16 protein-coding genes are annotated in these 15,941 nt (G+C 68.1%); 10 read left to right on the top strand and 6 right to left on the bottom strand.

Going from position 1 to position 15,941, the window contains the following annotated elements:
- Positions 1 to 125: 125 nt before the first annotated feature.
- Positions 126 to 1,112 (bottom strand): zinc-dependent alcohol dehydrogenase family protein, encoded by a 987-nt coding sequence (locus HLH21_RS09840; protein ID WP_182943590.1) that lies wholly within the window; start codon positions 1,110 to 1,112, stop codon positions 126 to 128.
- 68 nt (positions 1,113 to 1,180) lie between these two features.
- Complete coding sequence (locus tag HLH21_RS09835; RefSeq protein ID WP_182943589.1) at positions 1,181 to 1,414, bottom strand: hypothetical protein; 234 nt, start codon at positions 1,412 to 1,414, stop codon at positions 1,181 to 1,183.
- A gap of 216 nt (positions 1,415 to 1,630) precedes the next feature.
- On the opposite strand from HLH21_RS09835, the gene HLH21_RS09830 reads away from it, so the two are divergent.
- A complete protein-coding gene (locus HLH21_RS09830; protein WP_182943588.1) occupies positions 1,631 to 2,854 on the top strand; it encodes an NADP-dependent isocitrate dehydrogenase in 1,224 nt (407 codons plus the stop codon).
- Positions 2,855 to 2,975: 121 nt separating this feature from the next.
- On the opposite strand, the gene HLH21_RS09825 is transcribed toward HLH21_RS09830, so the two are convergent.
- The 3 genes from HLH21_RS09825 to HLH21_RS09815 form a co-directional block, all read right to left on the bottom strand.
- Complete coding sequence (locus HLH21_RS09825; protein ID WP_182943587.1) at positions 2,976 to 4,139, bottom strand: GNAT family N-acetyltransferase; 1,164 nt, start codon at positions 4,137 to 4,139, stop codon at positions 2,976 to 2,978.
- Positions 4,140 to 4,209: 70 nt separating this feature from the next.
- Positions 4,210 to 4,677, bottom strand: a complete 468-nt coding sequence (locus HLH21_RS09820) for a RidA family protein (RefSeq protein WP_182943586.1) — start codon at positions 4,675 to 4,677, stop codon at positions 4,210 to 4,212.
- 45 nt (positions 4,678 to 4,722) lie between these two features.
- Entirely contained in the window at positions 4,723 to 6,255 is a 1,533-nt protein-coding gene (locus tag HLH21_RS09815; RefSeq protein ID WP_246379548.1) for a TSCPD domain-containing protein, read from the bottom strand.
- A 231-nt stretch (positions 6,256 to 6,486) separates the two neighbouring features.
- Between HLH21_RS09815 and HLH21_RS09810 the strand changes: the two genes are divergently transcribed.
- Genes HLH21_RS09810 through HLH21_RS09780 form a run of 7 tightly spaced genes read left to right on the top strand, consistent with a single transcriptional unit; the run spans position 6,487 to position 11,233 of the window.
- Complete coding sequence (locus HLH21_RS09810) at positions 6,487 to 6,855, top strand: NADH-ubiquinone oxidoreductase subunit NDUFA12 family protein (protein ID WP_182943584.1); 369 nt, start codon at positions 6,487 to 6,489, stop codon at positions 6,853 to 6,855.
- Positions 6,856 to 6,911: 56 nt separating this feature from the next.
- Positions 6,912 to 7,451: an outer membrane lipid asymmetry maintenance protein MlaD gene (mlaD, locus tag HLH21_RS09805; RefSeq protein WP_182943583.1), complete on the top strand. Its 540-nt coding sequence runs from the start codon at positions 6,912 to 6,914 to the stop codon at positions 7,449 to 7,451.
- Positions 7,448 to 7,669: a hypothetical protein gene (locus tag HLH21_RS09800; protein WP_182943582.1), complete on the top strand. Its 222-nt coding sequence runs from the start codon at positions 7,448 to 7,450 to the stop codon at positions 7,667 to 7,669. Before mlaD ends, HLH21_RS09800 begins: the two co-directional genes overlap by 4 nt.
- Positions 7,666 to 8,541 (top strand): DUF2155 domain-containing protein, encoded by an 876-nt coding sequence (locus tag HLH21_RS09795; protein WP_264811996.1) that lies wholly within the window; start codon positions 7,666 to 7,668, stop codon positions 8,539 to 8,541. The genes HLH21_RS09800 and HLH21_RS09795 overlap by 4 nt, the downstream gene beginning before the upstream one ends.
- Before the next feature lie 57 nt (positions 8,542 to 8,598).
- Positions 8,599 to 9,363 carry a trehalose-phosphatase gene (otsB, locus tag HLH21_RS09790; protein WP_182943581.1) on the top strand — a complete coding sequence of 255 codons (765 nt, stop codon included), beginning with the start codon at positions 8,599 to 8,601 and terminating at the stop codon, positions 9,361 to 9,363.
- Complete coding sequence (locus HLH21_RS09785; RefSeq protein ID WP_182943580.1) at positions 9,351 to 10,709, top strand: alpha,alpha-trehalose-phosphate synthase (UDP-forming); 1,359 nt, start codon at positions 9,351 to 9,353, stop codon at positions 10,707 to 10,709. Before otsB ends, HLH21_RS09785 begins: the two co-directional genes overlap by 13 nt.
- Positions 10,710 to 10,744: 35 nt before the next feature.
- A complete protein-coding gene (locus tag HLH21_RS09780) occupies positions 10,745 to 11,233 on the top strand; it encodes a disulfide bond formation protein B (protein WP_373319715.1) in 489 nt (162 codons plus the stop codon).
- On the opposite strand, the gene HLH21_RS09775 is transcribed toward HLH21_RS09780, so the two are convergent.
- The gene (locus HLH21_RS09775) at positions 11,187 to 11,363 is read right to left on the bottom strand and encodes a DUF1328 domain-containing protein (protein WP_182943579.1); all 177 of its coding nucleotides are present in this window, start codon (positions 11,361 to 11,363) and stop codon (positions 11,187 to 11,189) included. The two genes, HLH21_RS09780 and HLH21_RS09775, sit on opposite strands and share 47 nt — an antisense overlap.
- A gap of 171 nt (positions 11,364 to 11,534) precedes the next feature.
- Between HLH21_RS09775 and HLH21_RS09770 the strand changes: the two genes are divergently transcribed.
- Together HLH21_RS09770 and HLH21_RS09765 are read left to right on the top strand one after the other, a co-directional pair.
- Positions 11,535 to 13,586: an NAD(+) synthase gene (locus HLH21_RS09770; protein WP_182943578.1), complete on the top strand. Its 2,052-nt coding sequence runs from the start codon at positions 11,535 to 11,537 to the stop codon at positions 13,584 to 13,586.
- Between the two features lie 664 nt (positions 13,587 to 14,250).
- Positions 14,251 to 15,941, top strand: a 1,691-nt coding sequence (locus HLH21_RS09765) for an AAA family ATPase (protein ID WP_182943577.1), incomplete at its 3' end; no start/stop codon positions are given.

Below are 15,941 nucleotides of genomic sequence, written 5' to 3'. Positions count from 1 at the left end.
CGGCAGGGCGCGCGGGACAGCGGCCCGCGGGGCATGGCATCCGCGCAACGCGGGGGAGGGCGCTCCTTATAGAAACGCGGCCGAAAAGGCCAGCAATAAAGCGGATCGCATGGGTGGGGGCGGTTTCAGGGCACCAGGACCGCCGCCCCCTCGAACCGGCCGGCGCGCAGGTCGGCCAGCGCCTGGTTGGCGTCGCGCAGCGCATAGCGCGTGGTCTGCGTGCGGATGCCCGCCTTCGGCGCCAGCGACAGGAAGTCGATCCCGTCCTGGCGCGTCAGGTTGGCGACCGACACCAGTTGCCGTTCCTCCCACAGCAGGTCGTAGGGGAATGAGGGGATGTCGCTCATGTGGATGCCGGCGCAGACGACGCGGCCGCCCTTGCGTACCGCGCGCAGCGCGGCGGGGACCAGCGCGCCCACGGGGGCGAAGATGATGGCGGCGTCCAGCGGCTGGGGCGGGGGCTCGTCCGACCCGCCGGCCCAGGCCGCGCCCAGCGACCGGGCGAAATCCTGCGTCGGGCCATCGCCCGGCCGGGTGAAGCCGTAGACCGAGCGCCCCTGCCAGATCGCGACCTGGGCGATGATGTGCGCCGCGGCCCCGAAGCCGTACAGCCCGACGGACCGCGCGTCGTCGCCCGCCATCACCAGCGACCGCCAGCCGATCAGCCCGGCGCACAGCAGCGGGGCCAGGGACACGTCGTCGCCTTCCTCGCCCAGCGGGAACGCATAGCGCGCATCGGCGATGGCGGCGGTGGCGTAGCCGCCGTCGCGGGTGTAGCCGGTGAACAGCGGATGGTCGCACAGGTTCTCGCGCCCCGCATGGCAATAGCGGCAGGCCCCGCAGGTATGGCCCAGCCATGGCACGCCCACCCGCTGGCCCAGCGCCAGCCCTTCGACCCCCTGGCCCAGCATGTCGATGCGGCCCACGATCTCGTGCCCCGGAATGACCGGGTGGCCGGGGAACGGCAGGTCGCCGTCCACGACATGCAGGTCGGTGCGGCAGACCCCGCAGGCGCCGACCCGGACCCGGATTTCGCCGGGGCCGGGAACGCGATCGGGCAGTTCCACCCATTCCAGCGGCGTGTGCGGGGCGGTCAGTCTCATCGCGTGCATCGTGGGATCTCCAGGGGGCCGATGGGACAGCGGCACCATGCGGGCCGCCTTCCGCGCCATGATATGGATCAGGACGGCCGGGCGTCGTGCGTGCCGGGGGCGGCCCTGACGGAATCGTGATCGGCGCGCCGAGCGGCGCGTTTCGGGAAGGGCAGCAGGGGGAACGACAGGGCCGCGCGCACGCTGTCCCCATCGGGGCCAGCGGCGTCGGGTCCGGGGGGCGTGACGGGGGCCGGGGAATGGCGGTGAAGGGCCAGCAAGGCGGCGATCAGGGCGGGGCCGGTCGAAAGATGACGCTGCATCCGGGACTCCATCGGAAGGACCATGTCGGGGAGTTTACGGTAATGATAATCATTCGCAAGTAAAATGTCATAACGGGGCTGCGAGGCCGCTAGGCAGCGCCGTTTCGCGCGGCTAATCACGTCGGGTGGCTTGCCCCGGAACGCTGCGACCAGGTGGGGCCAACAAGCGTCCGGCATTCATCGTGCCGGCGAGAACAAACAGCAGGGAATTGGACAATGGCGAAAATCAAGGTCAAGGAGCCGGTGGTCGAACTCGACGGCGACGAGATGACCCGGATCATCTGGAGCTTCATCAAGGAGAAGCTGATCCTTCCGTACCTGGACATCGACCTGAAATATTACGACCTGGGGATCGAGCACCGCGACGCGACCGACGACCGCGTGACGGTCGAGGCCGCCGAGGCCATCAAGACCTACCGGGTGGGCGTCAAATGCGCGACCATCACCCCCGACGAGGCCCGGGTGGCGGAATTCGGCCTGAAGAAGATGTGGCGCTCGCCCAACGGCACCATCCGCAACATCCTCGACGGCACCATCTTCCGCGAGCCCATCGTGTGCGCCAACGTGCCGCGCCTGGTGCCGCACTGGACCCAGCCGATCGTGATCGGCCGCCATGCCTATGGCGACATCTACCGCGCGGCGGAAACCAGGATCCCCGGCCCCGGCAAGGTGTCCCTGCTGTACACCCCCGCCGATGGCGGCGCGCCGCTAGAACTGGAGGTGCATGACTTCAAGGGGCCGGGCGTGGCGCTGGGCATGCACAACACCCGCGCGTCGATCGAAGGCTTTGCCCGCGCGTCGCTGACCTATGGGCGCGACCGCAGGCTGCCGGTCTACCTGTCCACCAAGAACACCATCCTCAAGGCCTATGACGGCATGTTCAAGGACGTGTTCCAGGAGGTCTACGAGGCCGAGTTCAAGGCCGATTTCGACCAGCTGGGCCTGACCTACGAACATCGCCTGATCGACGACATGGTGGCCTCGGCGCTGAAGTGGAGCGGCGGCTATGTCTGGGCGTGCAAGAACTATGACGGCGACGTGGAAAGCGACATCGTGGCGCAGGGCTTCGGCAGCCTGGGGCTGATGACGTCGGTGCTGCTGAACCCGACCGGCGACGTGGTGGAATCGGAGGCCGCGCATGGCACGGTGACCCGCCATTATCGCGAGCACCAGAAGGGCCGGGCGACCAGCACCAACCCGATCGCCTCGATCTTCGCCTGGACGCGCGGACTGGCCTATCGCGGCCGCTTCGACAACACGCCCGACGTCACGCATTTTGCCGAGACGCTGGAGAAGGTGTGTGTCCAGACGGTCGAATCCGGCCAGATGACCAAGGACCTTGCGGCGCTGATCGGCCCGGACGCCAAATGGCTGACGACGCAGGACTTCCTGGCGGTGCTGGACACCAACCTGCGTAAGGCCATCGCGGCGCAGGCCTGACCCAAGGGGAAGGTCGGGCGCTGCCCGAACCCGGCAAGGGCCTCGGCCCTTGCATCCCGTTACTTCATAAAGTCTGGGGTTTCCAAAGGGCTAAGCCCTTTGGCGGCTCTCAGGCGTGCCGTCAGCCGGGCGTGGCATCGTCCTCGCGATAGGGCGATTGCGTGTCCAGCTCGGCGATTTCCGCCAGCATGTGGGGGCGTTCCTCGGCCACGAAATCGGCGACCGCGCGGCGCAGGCCGGGATGCTGGATCCAGTGGGCGGAATAGGTGGGGCAGGGGCGATAGCCGCGCTGGATCTTGTGGTGGCCCTGCGCCCCGGCCTCGACGCGTTTCAGCCCGTGGGCGATGGCGAAGTCGATGGCGCGGTAATAGCACAGTTCGAAATGCAGGAACGGCCATTCGCCGTCGCAGCCCCAGTTGCGGCCGTACAGCGTGTCGGCGCCCATCAGGTTCAGCGCGCCCGCCACCGGTGTGCCGTCGCGTTCGGCCAGCATCAGCACCACCCGCCGGCCCAGCCGGTCGGACAGCAGGGGGAAGAAATCGGGCGTCAGATAGGCGCTGCCCCATTTGCGGTCCACGGTCGAGCTGTAGAACCGGTAGAAATGGCCCCACAGGTCGGGCGTGATGTCGGCGCCGCGCACGGTGCGGAAGGTCAGGCCGCACTGGTTGGCGTCCCGGCGTTCGCGCCTGATGATCTTGCGCTTGCGTGACGACAGGGCGGCCAGGAAATCGTCGAAGCCGGCATAGCCGCGATTGTCCCAGTGGAACTGCACGCCCAGGCGCTGCTGCCACCCGGCGGCGCCGAACGCCTCATATTCGTCCTCGGTGCAGAAGGTGGCGTGGACCGAGGACAGGCCCAGCTCGCCGCACGCCTGGCGCAGCGCGCCGATCAGGGTGCGGCGCAGGGCGGCGGGGTCCTCGGCGTCGGGGTGGACCAGCAGGCGTGGCCCCGGCACCGGGGAAAACGGCACCGCGACCTGCAGTTTGGGATAGTACTCGCCCCCGGCCTGTTCCAGCGCGCGCGCCCAGCTCTGGTCGAAGACATATTCGCCGTAGGAATGCGCCTTGGCATAGGCGGGCGCCACCGCGACGACGCGCCCTTCGGCGTCGCGGATGGCGGCGTGCTGCGGCAGCCAGCCGGTGCGCGGCCCCGCTGAGCCGCTGTCTTCCAGCGCCGACAGGAAGGCGTGTCCGACGAACGGGTTGTCCGGCCCCGCGCAGGCGTCCCACGCCGCCGCCGGGATCTCGGCGATGGCGCGATGCAGGCTCAGTGTCAGGGCGCTCATGATCCGGACATGGGGGCGTGGGCGGCCCCATGCCAGGGGGAAGGGGCGTGCATGCGCGGGCCTCCCCCGGTCAGGCGATCTCGAACAGGCCTTCGACCTCGACCGCCGCGTCCAGCGGCAGGGACGGGACGCCGATGGTTGAGCGCGCGTGCCGCCCGGCCTCGCCGAACACCAGGACCGCGAAGTCGGACGCGCCGTTCATGACCGTGGCATGCTGGGTGAAGGTGGGCACGCAGGAGATGAACCCGCCCAGCCGCACCACGCGCCTGACCCGCGACAGGTCGCCGATCGCGGCGCGGACCTGGGCGATGACGTTAATCATGCTGTAGCGCGCGGCCTCGACGCCGATTTCCACGGCGACGTCCGCGCCCAGCTTGCCGCTGGCGAACAGCTTGCCGTCGACCAGCGGCAACTGGCCGGAGACGACCAGCGTGGAGCCGGTCAGGACGGTGGCGACGTAATTGGCGACCGGCGCCGCCGGGGTGGGCAGGACGATGCCGTGCTGGGCGAGGCGGGCTTCGGGGGTGCTGTCGGTCATCGGGGGTGCTCCTGTGTCAAATCGGGTGGTCTCAGCCGGGTGGTCTCAGCCGACCAGCCGCAGCCGGCCCGCCCGTCGGGGGGGCGCCCCGGCGGATGCGTCGGGGAAATCGAGCGGCAGCATGGGCGACGGGGCGTCTTCCATGTCGTCCTGGTGCGGTGCGTCGGGCAGCCTGCGGCCCAGGTACGCATCGGACAACGCCCGGAACGCATAGTCCAGCAGGGATGTGGCATAGGCGGCCACCGGATCGCCCTCGACCGTGCCGGCGGGGCCGAAACGGGTATAGGCGAAGGCATCGACATAGGCTTCGAGCGGCGCGCCGTACTGCAGGCCGATGCTGACGGCCTGGCCCAGCATGTCCATCAGGCCGCGGGTCATCGGGCTTTCGCGCGCCGGGGTCAGCGCGACCTCGCCCAGCGTTCCGTCCTCGTACTCGCCGGTCCGCAGGAACAGCCGGTGGCCGCCGACGCTGGCCTTCTGGGTGAAGCCGCCATGGCGGGCCGGCAGGTGCCGCCGCACCCCGCGTTCCCACGCCAGGCGCGAACGCAGCGGCACGCCCGCCGGGTCGGGGCGGGCGGGCATCCGGTCGACGAAGCCGGCCAGCGCCCGGTGCATGGCCTGATGCGCCCGCGCGTCGGGCAGCGACAGCACGGTCTCGCCCGACAGGGCGGCGGCGAAGGCGGCCTCGGGCGACAGGCCGCGGTGCGCCAGACGGGCCAGGGTGCTGGCGGCCAGCCGCCCGTCGGGCCGCAGGGGCGAGAAGATCGGGGCCAGACCGCAGGCCTCGACCCCCAGCAGGGCGTCGATGGGGCCGGGGGTGGAAAAGCCGGTGTCGATTCGTGGCAGCGGCGCGTCGGTTTCCACCGCCGCCTCGCGCCAGACGGCGCGGGCGGCCTCGGCCAGGCCGGGCACCACGCTGCGCGCCGGCGGCAGCAGCAGTGCGTCCGGCCCGCCGCCGGCATGGGCCACCAGGGTGGCCAGCGACGCCAGGTCGCACGCGGCGTCGCGGGCGGTGTCGCTGTCGTACTCCAGCCCCATCGCCGCCAGGCAGGCGTCGAGGTTGGTCAGCAGCAGGTCGCCCGCCACCGTCACCTGCCGCAGCAGCGGGGCGTCGTCCTCGACCGGCCGGACCTTGCGCCCCTTGCGGGGGGCGGGCTCGGGGAAGGGCAGTTCGCCGTTGCGCCACGCGGCCTTCCGGTCGGCCGCGTCGCGCAGCATGGTGCACACCAGCCGCAGCGCGGCCACGAAATCGTCGGCGACGAAGCCCGCCCCCGGCTGCACGAAGCCGGCCAGGTTCACGATGAAGCCCGGACGGCGGTCGTGATGGCCGCTCCACAGCGACTCGGCCGGCGCGGCCTGGCGCAGCATCAGCAGGCACGACAGCGACCGCGCCTGCGCCGCGTGGGGGCCGGTCGCGATATCGTCGACCCAGCGCGCGGCCTCGGTCGCCAGGCGCACCGGGCCGTGGCCCGGCGTCATGCGCGCCAGGGCGGCCGCGGCCTCGTCGTCCCAGTCGACGGGCAGGGTGACGGCGCGCGGGGCGTCGTCCGGGTCCGCGGCGGCCTGCGTGGTACGCATGCGTACGCCGTTCCAATGGCTTCGGGCTGTCATGGCCGCCAGTCTAGGCGCGCTTCGTTACGGGACGAAAGCCGGATATGGTAGGTCGGCGTCTATACAGACCACTGTATATTGTGGATATGGGGGATAACTGGCCCATGCGGGCGGGGCCTGCGCGATCCCGGATATGTGAGGGGGCGGCCCGCCCGCGCGGGATGGACCGGCGGCGGAGAACGGGGCTAGTCTCGGGCCATGGCAAATCTCGGCACCCGGATCTACACCAAATTCAAGGGCCGTCTGGTCGGCAAGGATGCCGACGGCCGTTGCTATTATGAATCGCGGACCGCCAACCGCACCGGCGGCGGGCTGACCCGGCACGAACGCTGGGTGATCTACCACAAGGGCGAGGACGCATCGGCGGTGCCGCCCGAATGGTGGGGCTGGCTGCATCACGTCGATGCCGCCCCGCTGCCCGAAAGCGCCCGCCAGCCGTGGCAGACGCCCTACCAGCCGAATCGGACCGGCACGGCCGAGGCCTACCGCCCCCCCGGCAGCGACTATCGGGGCGGCCGGCGCGCGCCCTCGACCAGCGATTACGATGCCTGGTTTCCCGAAGGGTGAAACGGTGGGCGTAACCTGTTAGGGTGCGCCAGCCGTCACAGGGGAAGCGATATATCATGGTAACTGCGGTTCCAGTCAGAAGGGGCCGGAACCCGGCCGAGCTCGCCGCGGGGTGCGCGGTTCTGGCGGTGCTGGGCGGATTGCTGGCTTTTGCCGTGATCGACAAGGGCCACCGGCAGGAAAGCGGATATCGGCTGGCGGCCTCCTTCGCGCATATCGACGGCTTGTCGGTGGGGTCGGACGTGCGCCTGGCGGGCGTCACGGTGGGGCAGGTGGTGGACGAGCAGGTCGATCCGGCCAGCTTCAAGGCCCATGTGACCTTCACCGTGCGGCCGGACATCCGCCTGCCGACCGACAGCGCCGCGATCATCACCAGCGACAGCCTGCTGGGGGGCAAATATGTCGCCCTGTCGCCGGGCGGGAACGATGCGATGCTGCATCCGGGGGCGACGCTTACCGACACCCAGGGGTCGATCAGCCTGGAACAGTTGCTCAGCCGCTTCATCTTCTCGGTCACGGATTCGATGACCCGGGCGAACCAGCAGCGCGCCAACCAGGGCCAGGCCCCGGCCGCGCCTGCGGGCGACCAGCCGTGAGCGGCGCCCTTCCGGCCGCGCCCGCGGTCTGGCGGCAGGCGGACGGCAGCCCGGTGTCCTGCCAGGACAAGATCCGCGTCCTGGCCGAGAATTACGCCGAATTGTGCGACGTCATGCGCGATACGTTCGAGGACGCGGTGCTGATCGGCGTGGACGAGGCGGAAATGAGGCGCATCATCCTGGAGGTCGCGGCCGCATTGCGAAGCCCGAAATCGTGACGCGCCGCGCGATGCGGCGCGCGGCCCTGACCCTGCCCGCGCTTCTGTCCGCCGCCGGTCTTTCGCTGCCCCCGGCCCGCGCCGCCGAGATCGTGACGCCGCCGCTGGTCTATCCGGCCGAGACCTGGCAGGGGCGGTCGGTCGCGACGCTGCGCGTGCTGGACCGGCTGGATTCCCGCGTCCAGATCCTGACGGTTCCGGTGGGGCAGGATGTGACGTTCAAGGCGCTGTCGATCCATGTCGGCGCGTGCCGCGACCGGCCGCCCGGCCTGGTCCCGGATTCGGCGGGATGGCTGTCGGTGCGCGACACCCATCCGGGGGTGCCGGGATTCGACGGCTGGATGCTGTCGGGCGAACCGTTCATGGGGGTATTTGAAAACCCCCTGTATGACGTGCGGATGGTGGGCTGTGCGGGCGACATGGTCGCCCCGGTGCCGCCGCCGCTGACCGTGCCCGAGGCGGGCGCGCCGACCGATGCGACGTCCGGGGGGGTGGTTCCGGCGGGCTCGGCGCCGGGGACGCCGCCGCCGGTATCGGCCGTACCGTCTTCGCCCCTGCAACTGCCGCCGGAGTCATCCGCCCCGCCGCCCGTGTCCCCGGTCCCCGTGTCCCCGGCCCCCGCAGCCCCGGCTCCGGCCGCCCCGGTCCCCGCATCTTCGGCGCCCATGCCGCTGGCGCCGGTTGCATCCGGAGGCGTTGCGGGCCAGCATGTGCCTCTGCCGCCGCCCGTGCCGACCATGACGGACGGGGGCGGGGCGGCGCCGCTGTCGCTGCTGCCGGCGCCCCTGCCGCCGGCCGGACAGGCCGCGCCCGGATCTTCCCGGCCGGACCAGGCGCAACCGGGACAGCCCCAGTCGCTTTTGCCCCCTTGAGGGGGTGGGCTCGCCCGGCGCGGGCCCCATGCGCCAACCGACTTCAAGGAGGTGAGAATGGCCACGACCCCGACAGAATATGCCGGCCCGGCCGGACGGTTCATGCCGCCGCCGGGCGAAGCGGCGCTGCTGCTGGATTTCGACGGGACGCTGGTGGATATCGCCCCCACCCCGGAATCGGTGGTGGTGTCGCCCGGCCTGCTGGAGGTGCTGCGGCGGCTGCGCGCCAAGTGCGGCGACGCGCTGGCCGTGATTTCGGGCCGGGGAGTCGAGCAGATTGACCATTTCCTGGGCGACGTGCCCTTCGCGGTGGCGGGCGAGCACGGGATTGCCGTGCGGCACCGGCCGGACGGGCCGATCGTGCGCGCCGACCTGCCCGTGGTCCCGCCCGAATGGCTGCAGCGGGCCGAGACCCTGGTGGCCGGCTATCCCGGCGTGCGGATCGAACGCAAGGTGGGGGGCTTCGTGCTGCATTATCGTGCGGCGCCCGAGGCGGCCGACGCGCTGCTGGACGCGGCGCAGGGCTGGGTCGAGGCCAGCGGGGGCGTCTTTCACATCCAGGCGGCGAAGATGGCCTGGGAAATCCGCCCCGACGGGGTGGACAAGGGCCATGCGGTGGCGGCCCTGATGCAGTCGCCGCCTTTCGCCGGGCGGCACCCCATCTTCGTCGGCGACGACGCCACGGACGAGGACGGGATCCGCGCCGCAGTGGCGCTGGGGGGGGCGGGTTTCCGCATTCCGATGGATTTTCCGGACGCGGCCGCCTTCCGGGCGTGGCTGGCGACTCTCGCGGCAGGGGGAGACGGCGTATGGGGCGTCTAGTCATCGTATCCAACCGCGTACCCTCGCCGCGCGAACGCACGCAGCCGGCCGGCGGCCTGGCCGTGGGGCTGCGGGACGCCGTGCGGGGCGGGTCGTCGATGTGGTTCGGCTGGTCGGGCAACCAGGCCGAGGGCGACGGCGACCCCCAGCCCAGCTTCGACACCGTCGATGGCGTGACCTATGCCACCATCGACCTGACCGAGAGCCAGCACGAGGGATTCTACCAGAATTTTTCCAACGGCATCCTCTGGCCGCTGTTCCACTACCGCGTGGGGCTGATGAACTATTCCCGCCGCGACTGGCAGACCTATCTGGAGGTCAACGCCCTGTTCGCGCGCACGCTGCTACCGCTGCTGAAGCCGGACGACGTGGTGTGGGTCCATGATTATCATCTGTTCCCGCTGGGGCAGGCGCTGCGCGACCTGGGGGTGACGACGCGCATCGGCTTCTTCCTGCACATTCCCGTCCCGCCCTGGAGCCTGGTGCGGTCGCTGCCGGGCGCGGAACTGCTGCTGGAGGATCTGCAGGCCTACGACCTGATCGGCGTGCAGACCGAGGAGGACGCGGACAACCTGAACCAGTCCTTTCGCGTGAATGGGCTGACGGAACGGGCGCGGGCCTTCCCGATCGGCATCGACCCGCACGAATTCCGCGCCCAGGCCGAAACCGGCGCCGGCAGTGGCGAGGCCGAGCGCCTGCGCGCCAGCCTGCGGGGCGCGGCCCTGGTGCTGGGGGTGGACCGCCTGGATTATTCCAAGGGGCTGCCGGAGCGGTTCCGGGGGTACGAGGCGCTGATCGCGCGCTATCCCGAACATCGCGGCAAGGTCACCTTCCTGCAGGTCGCCCCGGTGTCGCGCGGCGATGTCGAGGAATATCGCGTGCTGCGCCGGCAGCTTGACGAGCTGACGGGGCGGATCAACGGGGCCTATGCCGAATTCGACTGGACGCCCATCCGCTACATCACCCGGCCGATCGCCCGCGACATCCTGGCCGGGTTCTACCGCATGGCCGATGTCGCGCTGATTACGCCCCTGCGCGACGGCATGAACCTGGTGGCGAAGGAATATATCGCGGCGCAGGACGCCGAATCGCCGGGGGTGCTGGTGCTGTCGCATTTCGCGGGCGCCGCCCCCGAACTGGACGAGGCCGTGCTGGTCAACCCCTATGACGCGGACGAGATCGCGGACGCCCTGCACCAGGCGCTGACGATGGGGCTGGACGAACGCCTGGCCCGGTGGCGCAAGCTGGATGCCGAGGTGCGCCGGACCACGGCCGGAAGCTGGGCCCGCGATTTCCTCCAGGCGCTGGACGAGGCCCAGCCGGCCCCGGCGACGCCCGCGGCATGAGGCGTCGCAGATTCGGGATGCGCGGCCGGACGACCATGGGGGCCGGGCCGGGGCTGGTCCTGGCCAGTGGCGGCGCGCTGGCGCTGGGCGTGGCCGAATGGGCCGAACATGTGCTGGGGATGGTGCCCTGCGGCCTGTGCCTGTGGGAGCGCTGGCCCTACCGCCTGCTGCTGGTGCTGGGCCTGCTGGCGGCGGCGTTTCCGCCGGCGCGGCGCTGGCCGCTGCGCCTGTGCGTACCGGTGCTGCTGGCGGCGTGCGTGCTGTCGGGCGTGCATGTGGGGGTGGAGCAGGGATGGTGGGCCAGCCCGCTGGCGGAATGCCAGGCCCCGGTCTTCCATGGCGGCACCTTCGCCGAGCGCCTGGCCGCCATGCCCGCCCGCCCGGCCAAGCCCTGCGACGCGCCGGCCTATCTGTTCGACGCGCTGCCGCTGTCCATGACCGCGCTGGGCGGGATTTACGCGCTGATGCTGCTGGCGATCACAATGTTCGTCCTCGGCCGCGACCGAAGAACAGGCTCACGATGAACAGCACCAGGAAGATGAAGAACAGGATCTTGCCGACATAGGCAAAGTCCGCGGCGACGCCGCCGAAGCCGAATACGGCCGCGACCAGCGCCAGGACGAGGAAGATCAGCGTCCAGCGTAACAGGTCCATGGGATTGTCCCTCCGATTGCGTACCGCGCGCGCGGCCGCGTCGCCGCGACAGGGGGCGCCCGGCGATCACAGTTTCAATGCGCGGCGGCCCGCAGGGTTGCTTCCGCTGTCCGGGCGGGTCATGTCATCCGAAGGGTCCCGTCCCCAGAAACAACAGGCGAGTGGCGCATCGTGTCGGATTTCCGGTCCCTCTACCGTCATGGCTTCGCGCGGGTCGCGGGCTGCACCCTGCCGGTGGCGCTGGCCGACCCGCAGACCAATGTCGCGCGGATGGGCGACATGGTGCATGCCTGCCATACCGACGGGGTGGCGCTGGCGGTGTTTCCCGAACTGGGCGTGTCCGGATACGCCATCGAGGATCTGCGCCAGCAGGACGTGCTGCTGGACGAGGTGGGGCGCGCGCTGGCCCGCCTGGCCGAGATCACGGCGGAGCTGACGCCGGTGGTGGTGGCGGGCGCGCCGCTGCGCCATGGCGATGCGCTGTACAATTGCGCCGTGGTGCTGCATCGCGGCGCGGTGCTGGGCGTGGTGCCCAAGAGCTACCTGCCCAACTATCGTGAATTCTATGAGGCGCGTCATTTCACCTCGGGCGTCGGGCAGCGGGGCGGGATGATCCATGTCGCCGGCCAGACCGCCCCGTTCGGCACCGACCTGCTGTTCGAGGCCGAGGACGTGCCCGGCCTGGTGATCGGGGTGGAGATCTGCGAGGATCTGTGGGTGCCCGCCCCCCCCAGCACCGACGCGGCCCTGGCGGGGGCGACGGTCGTCGCCAACCTGTCGGCCAGCGACATCACGGTGGGCAAGGCCGAGACCCGGCACCTGCTCTGCCGGTCGCAATCGGCGCGCTGCCTGTGCGCCTATGTCTATGCCGCCGCCGGCGAGGGCGAATCGACGACCGACCTGGCGTGGGACGGGCAGGTGTCGATCTTCGAGAACGGCGCGCTGCTGGCCGAGACCGTGCGCTTTCCCCACGGGCCCCACCGGGCGGTGGCGGATATCGACCTCGACCTGCTGCGGCAGGAGCGCACGCGGATGGGCACCTTCGCCGACAACCGGGCCGCCCGGTCGAAGGATGCGGACGGGGGGTGGCGGCGGATCGGCTTCGCGCTGTCGCCGCCGCCGGGCGACCTGGGCCTGCGGCGGCGCATCGAACGCTTTCCCTTCGTGCCCGCCGACCCCGCGCGGCTGGAACAGGATTGCTACGAGGCATGGACGATCCAGGTTTCGGCGCTCAAGCAGCGGCTGGCCGAGACGGGCGCGCGCCGGATGGTGATCGGCGTGTCCGGCGGGCTGGATTCGACGCAGGCGCTGCTGGTGGCGGTCCGCGCGGCCGACGAGCTGGGCCTGGGGCGCGATGCCGTGCTGGGCTACACCATGCCGGGATTCGGCACCAGCGCCGGCACGCAGTCGAACGCCATGGCCCTGATGCGCGCGCTGGGCGTGTCGGCGGCGGAACTGGACATCCGCCCCACCGCGCGGCTGATGTTGCAGGAAATGGGCCACCCCTTCGCCAGCGGCGCCGCACAGTACGACGTGACGTTCGAGAATGTGCAGGCCGGGTTGCGGACCGATTTCCTGTTCCGGTTGGCCAACCAGCATGGCGGGCTGGTGATCGGCACCGGCGACCTGTCGGAACTGGCGCTGGGCTGGTGCACCTATGGTGTCGGCGACCAGATGTCGCACTATAACGTCAATGCCGGCCTGCCCAAGACACTGATCCAGCATCTGATCCGCTGGGTCATTTCCGCGCGGCGGGTGGACGAGGCGGCCTGCGATATCCTGACCGCGATCCTGGAGACCGAGATTTCGCCCGAGCTGGTGCCGGCGGGCGAAGGGCAGGCGTTGCAGAGCACCGAGGCCCGGATCGGCCCCTACGCCTTGCAGGATTTCACGCTGTTCTATGTGCTGCGTTACGGCTTTCGCCCGTCGCGCATCGCCTTCATGGCCGAAATCGCCTGGAAGGATGCGGCCGTCGGCGCCTGGCCGCCGGGCTTCCCCGAAGACCGGCGGGTTGCCTACGATCTGCCGACCATCCGTTACTGGCTGGGGGTGTTCCTGGCGCGCTTCTTCGGCTTCAGCCAGTTCAAGCGCTCGGCGATGCCGAACGGGCCGAAGGTGGTGGCCGGCGGCGCGCTGTCGCCCCGCGGCGACTGGCGCGCGCCGTCGGACGGCAATGCGCGGATCTGGCTGACGGAGTTGGAACGCAACGTGCCGCGGGCATAGGGGCAAGGGAAGGTCGGGCGCTGCCCGAACTCGGCAAGGGCCTTGGCCCTTGCATCCCGTTTGTTTTGTGAAAGCCTGGGTTTCCAAGGGGGATATGCCCTTTGGTGGGGCAGGGGTGATGTTCCCTGTGCGACGGGGATGTTGTTGCGTTGACGATTATACCGTTTGCACGGCTGATTGGGGTGGGGCTGCCGGTTCGCTATCGGGCATGAAACGCTCAATAGCGGACATTGGCGTCAGGGGCCTGCTGGCAGCTACCGCCTCTTTGCAGACGTCGGTGCGTCTGCTTGGTTTCCTGAAAGCGGACCTGCCGACAAAAGATAAGGACAGTGGTCTACGCCAATCCTGGCGTGGTTCACTCAGACGGGGCAGATCATCAAGAGGCGAACGTTCGCTGTGGCACGAGCCAAAATACAAGATGGACGCAATGTGGTTGCTGGCGGAAAAGTAAATATCTAACAAAAATAGATATTTTTTAGTATTATATATAAAAATCGTATTAAAAATATAAAAAGAGGTTTATTATCTTTAATTTAATGTGTTTATAAATAGAAGTGCAAATTCCGTTATTTGTAATTATTACAAGAAAATTGAGATTATCCCAAAAATTTACTCACCTTAAACACTCTCGTATCGCGGTATAAAACCCTCAGTCTTGAGAAGGATGATGTTTTCGTCCACTCTTGGCTACAAGCCGGAATCTAATGAGTATTTTTTGCTTGGAGGGTATGTTTTGTCGGACAGGCTTTTCGGGGAGCAGCACCAGGCTCTGGTCGAGTGGTTGACTGGGAAATGGTTGAAAGATGGTCCTCCGATCGCGGCCATTCAGGGGTTTCCCGGGCTAGGCAAGACGGCAATTGCGGAACGAGTCGTTGCGGAGATTGCAGGATACTCTAACGAGATCACGATAGTTCATTTCGATTGTCCGGACGTGACTACGACACTCGTGGACGACTTAGTTCTGAAACTCGCCGAGGAACTGCATGCTAAAGGCGATGAAGGAGTCGTCGAAGATCTGAATAATGGCGCCGATGCGAATGAAGTGTTTCGGAAACTTCTCAAACGCCCCCGGTTGATCGTGCTCGACGAAGCCCAGAGACTCCTGAATGAAACCGACGCCGCTCCGAAAAGTGCTCAGATAGGTCGCATTCTCGAAAATCTTTCACAGGCGAGCGACTCTCCGGGCCGGCTGTTGCTTCTTTCGAGCCGCGCATTCGGCGATGCGCGCTGGGAAGAGCGTGCAGATATCTCTACATTAATACCGTTCAAACCGCGAAACGCTCAGGAATACCTGCGGGCGTTATTGGAAAAGGAGAACCGGACTGATGCAGTTCCCACAGACCGGATCGCCGACGTGGCTTCATGGCTCGGTGGAAACCCACGCGCGATCCGTCTGCTTGTAGCTTCCCTTCGATGTGACACTCTCGACTGTCTAATCGGACTTGCGCCGGAGACATGGGAAGCGCGAGATCGCAACGTCTCGCGGCAGCTCTTGGAGGCATTCGAGAGGCGGGTGCTGACTCGGGCTATCTCGCAACTCAACGAGCCGACGAAACTGTTTCTTCGCCGCCTTGCCGTCTTTCGTCAATCACTCCCGCGTACGGCGCTCGACGCAGTAGCAACAACAGAAATCAACATGGTAGCCTCCCGCGACGATCTAATTTCGCGGTATATCATCGAACTACGGCAGGGCCGCTACCACGTACACTCAATCGTGCGCGATACTTTATTATCTAAATTGGGAAATAGTCAGAAGCACAGCGCCCACCAAATGGCCGGCGACTATTTTGCAAGAGCCTTCCGTGCCCAACAGTTGGTCGGCAAGGCGGAAGCACTTGGGGCTCGTTTCGTCGAGGCTCGATATCACTTCACGCAAGCCGAATCTGAAAAGGACTTGCGTGAGATCGGAGAGCGCTTCGAGTGCCATCTCCGCAACCTATTCAGTTTTGTGTCTGGGATCCCAAAGGCTCCAGAAGAACTTGATGAACAAATTGCCCTTCTTTCAGCATTGTTGAAAGATCGCGGCCCCCACGGGATGGAATACCACCTCGCGCGTTGCCTGCTTGCACGTGGAAGAGATAACGATAAGCGCCTCGCATTGCCGCATATCCGACGATCAACCGGACCAGAGTCCCCGGCGGCTGCGTGGGTCAAAAGAATTCAAGTAGAAGCAGTCCTTTTCGGCGCGGAGGTGGCCGTGAAGGTGGCTCGTGAAGGAATCGCGCTGGTTCCGCCAACCAAGAACCTGGTCTCTCTTTACCAGGCGGCGGCGGAGATCCTCGCCCGTGACGGCAAGCCCGATGAAGCCGTCATCCTGCTGCGCGAGGGGATCAAGGCGGTTCCGCCAACCAAGAA

It is taken from the genome of Gluconacetobacter johannae (assembly GCF_014174305.1).
In the GTDB taxonomy this organism is placed as follows: Bacteria; Pseudomonadota; Alphaproteobacteria; order Acetobacterales; family Acetobacteraceae; genus Gluconacetobacter; species Gluconacetobacter johannae.
This window is presented reverse-complemented; position numbering and strand designations above follow the sequence as displayed.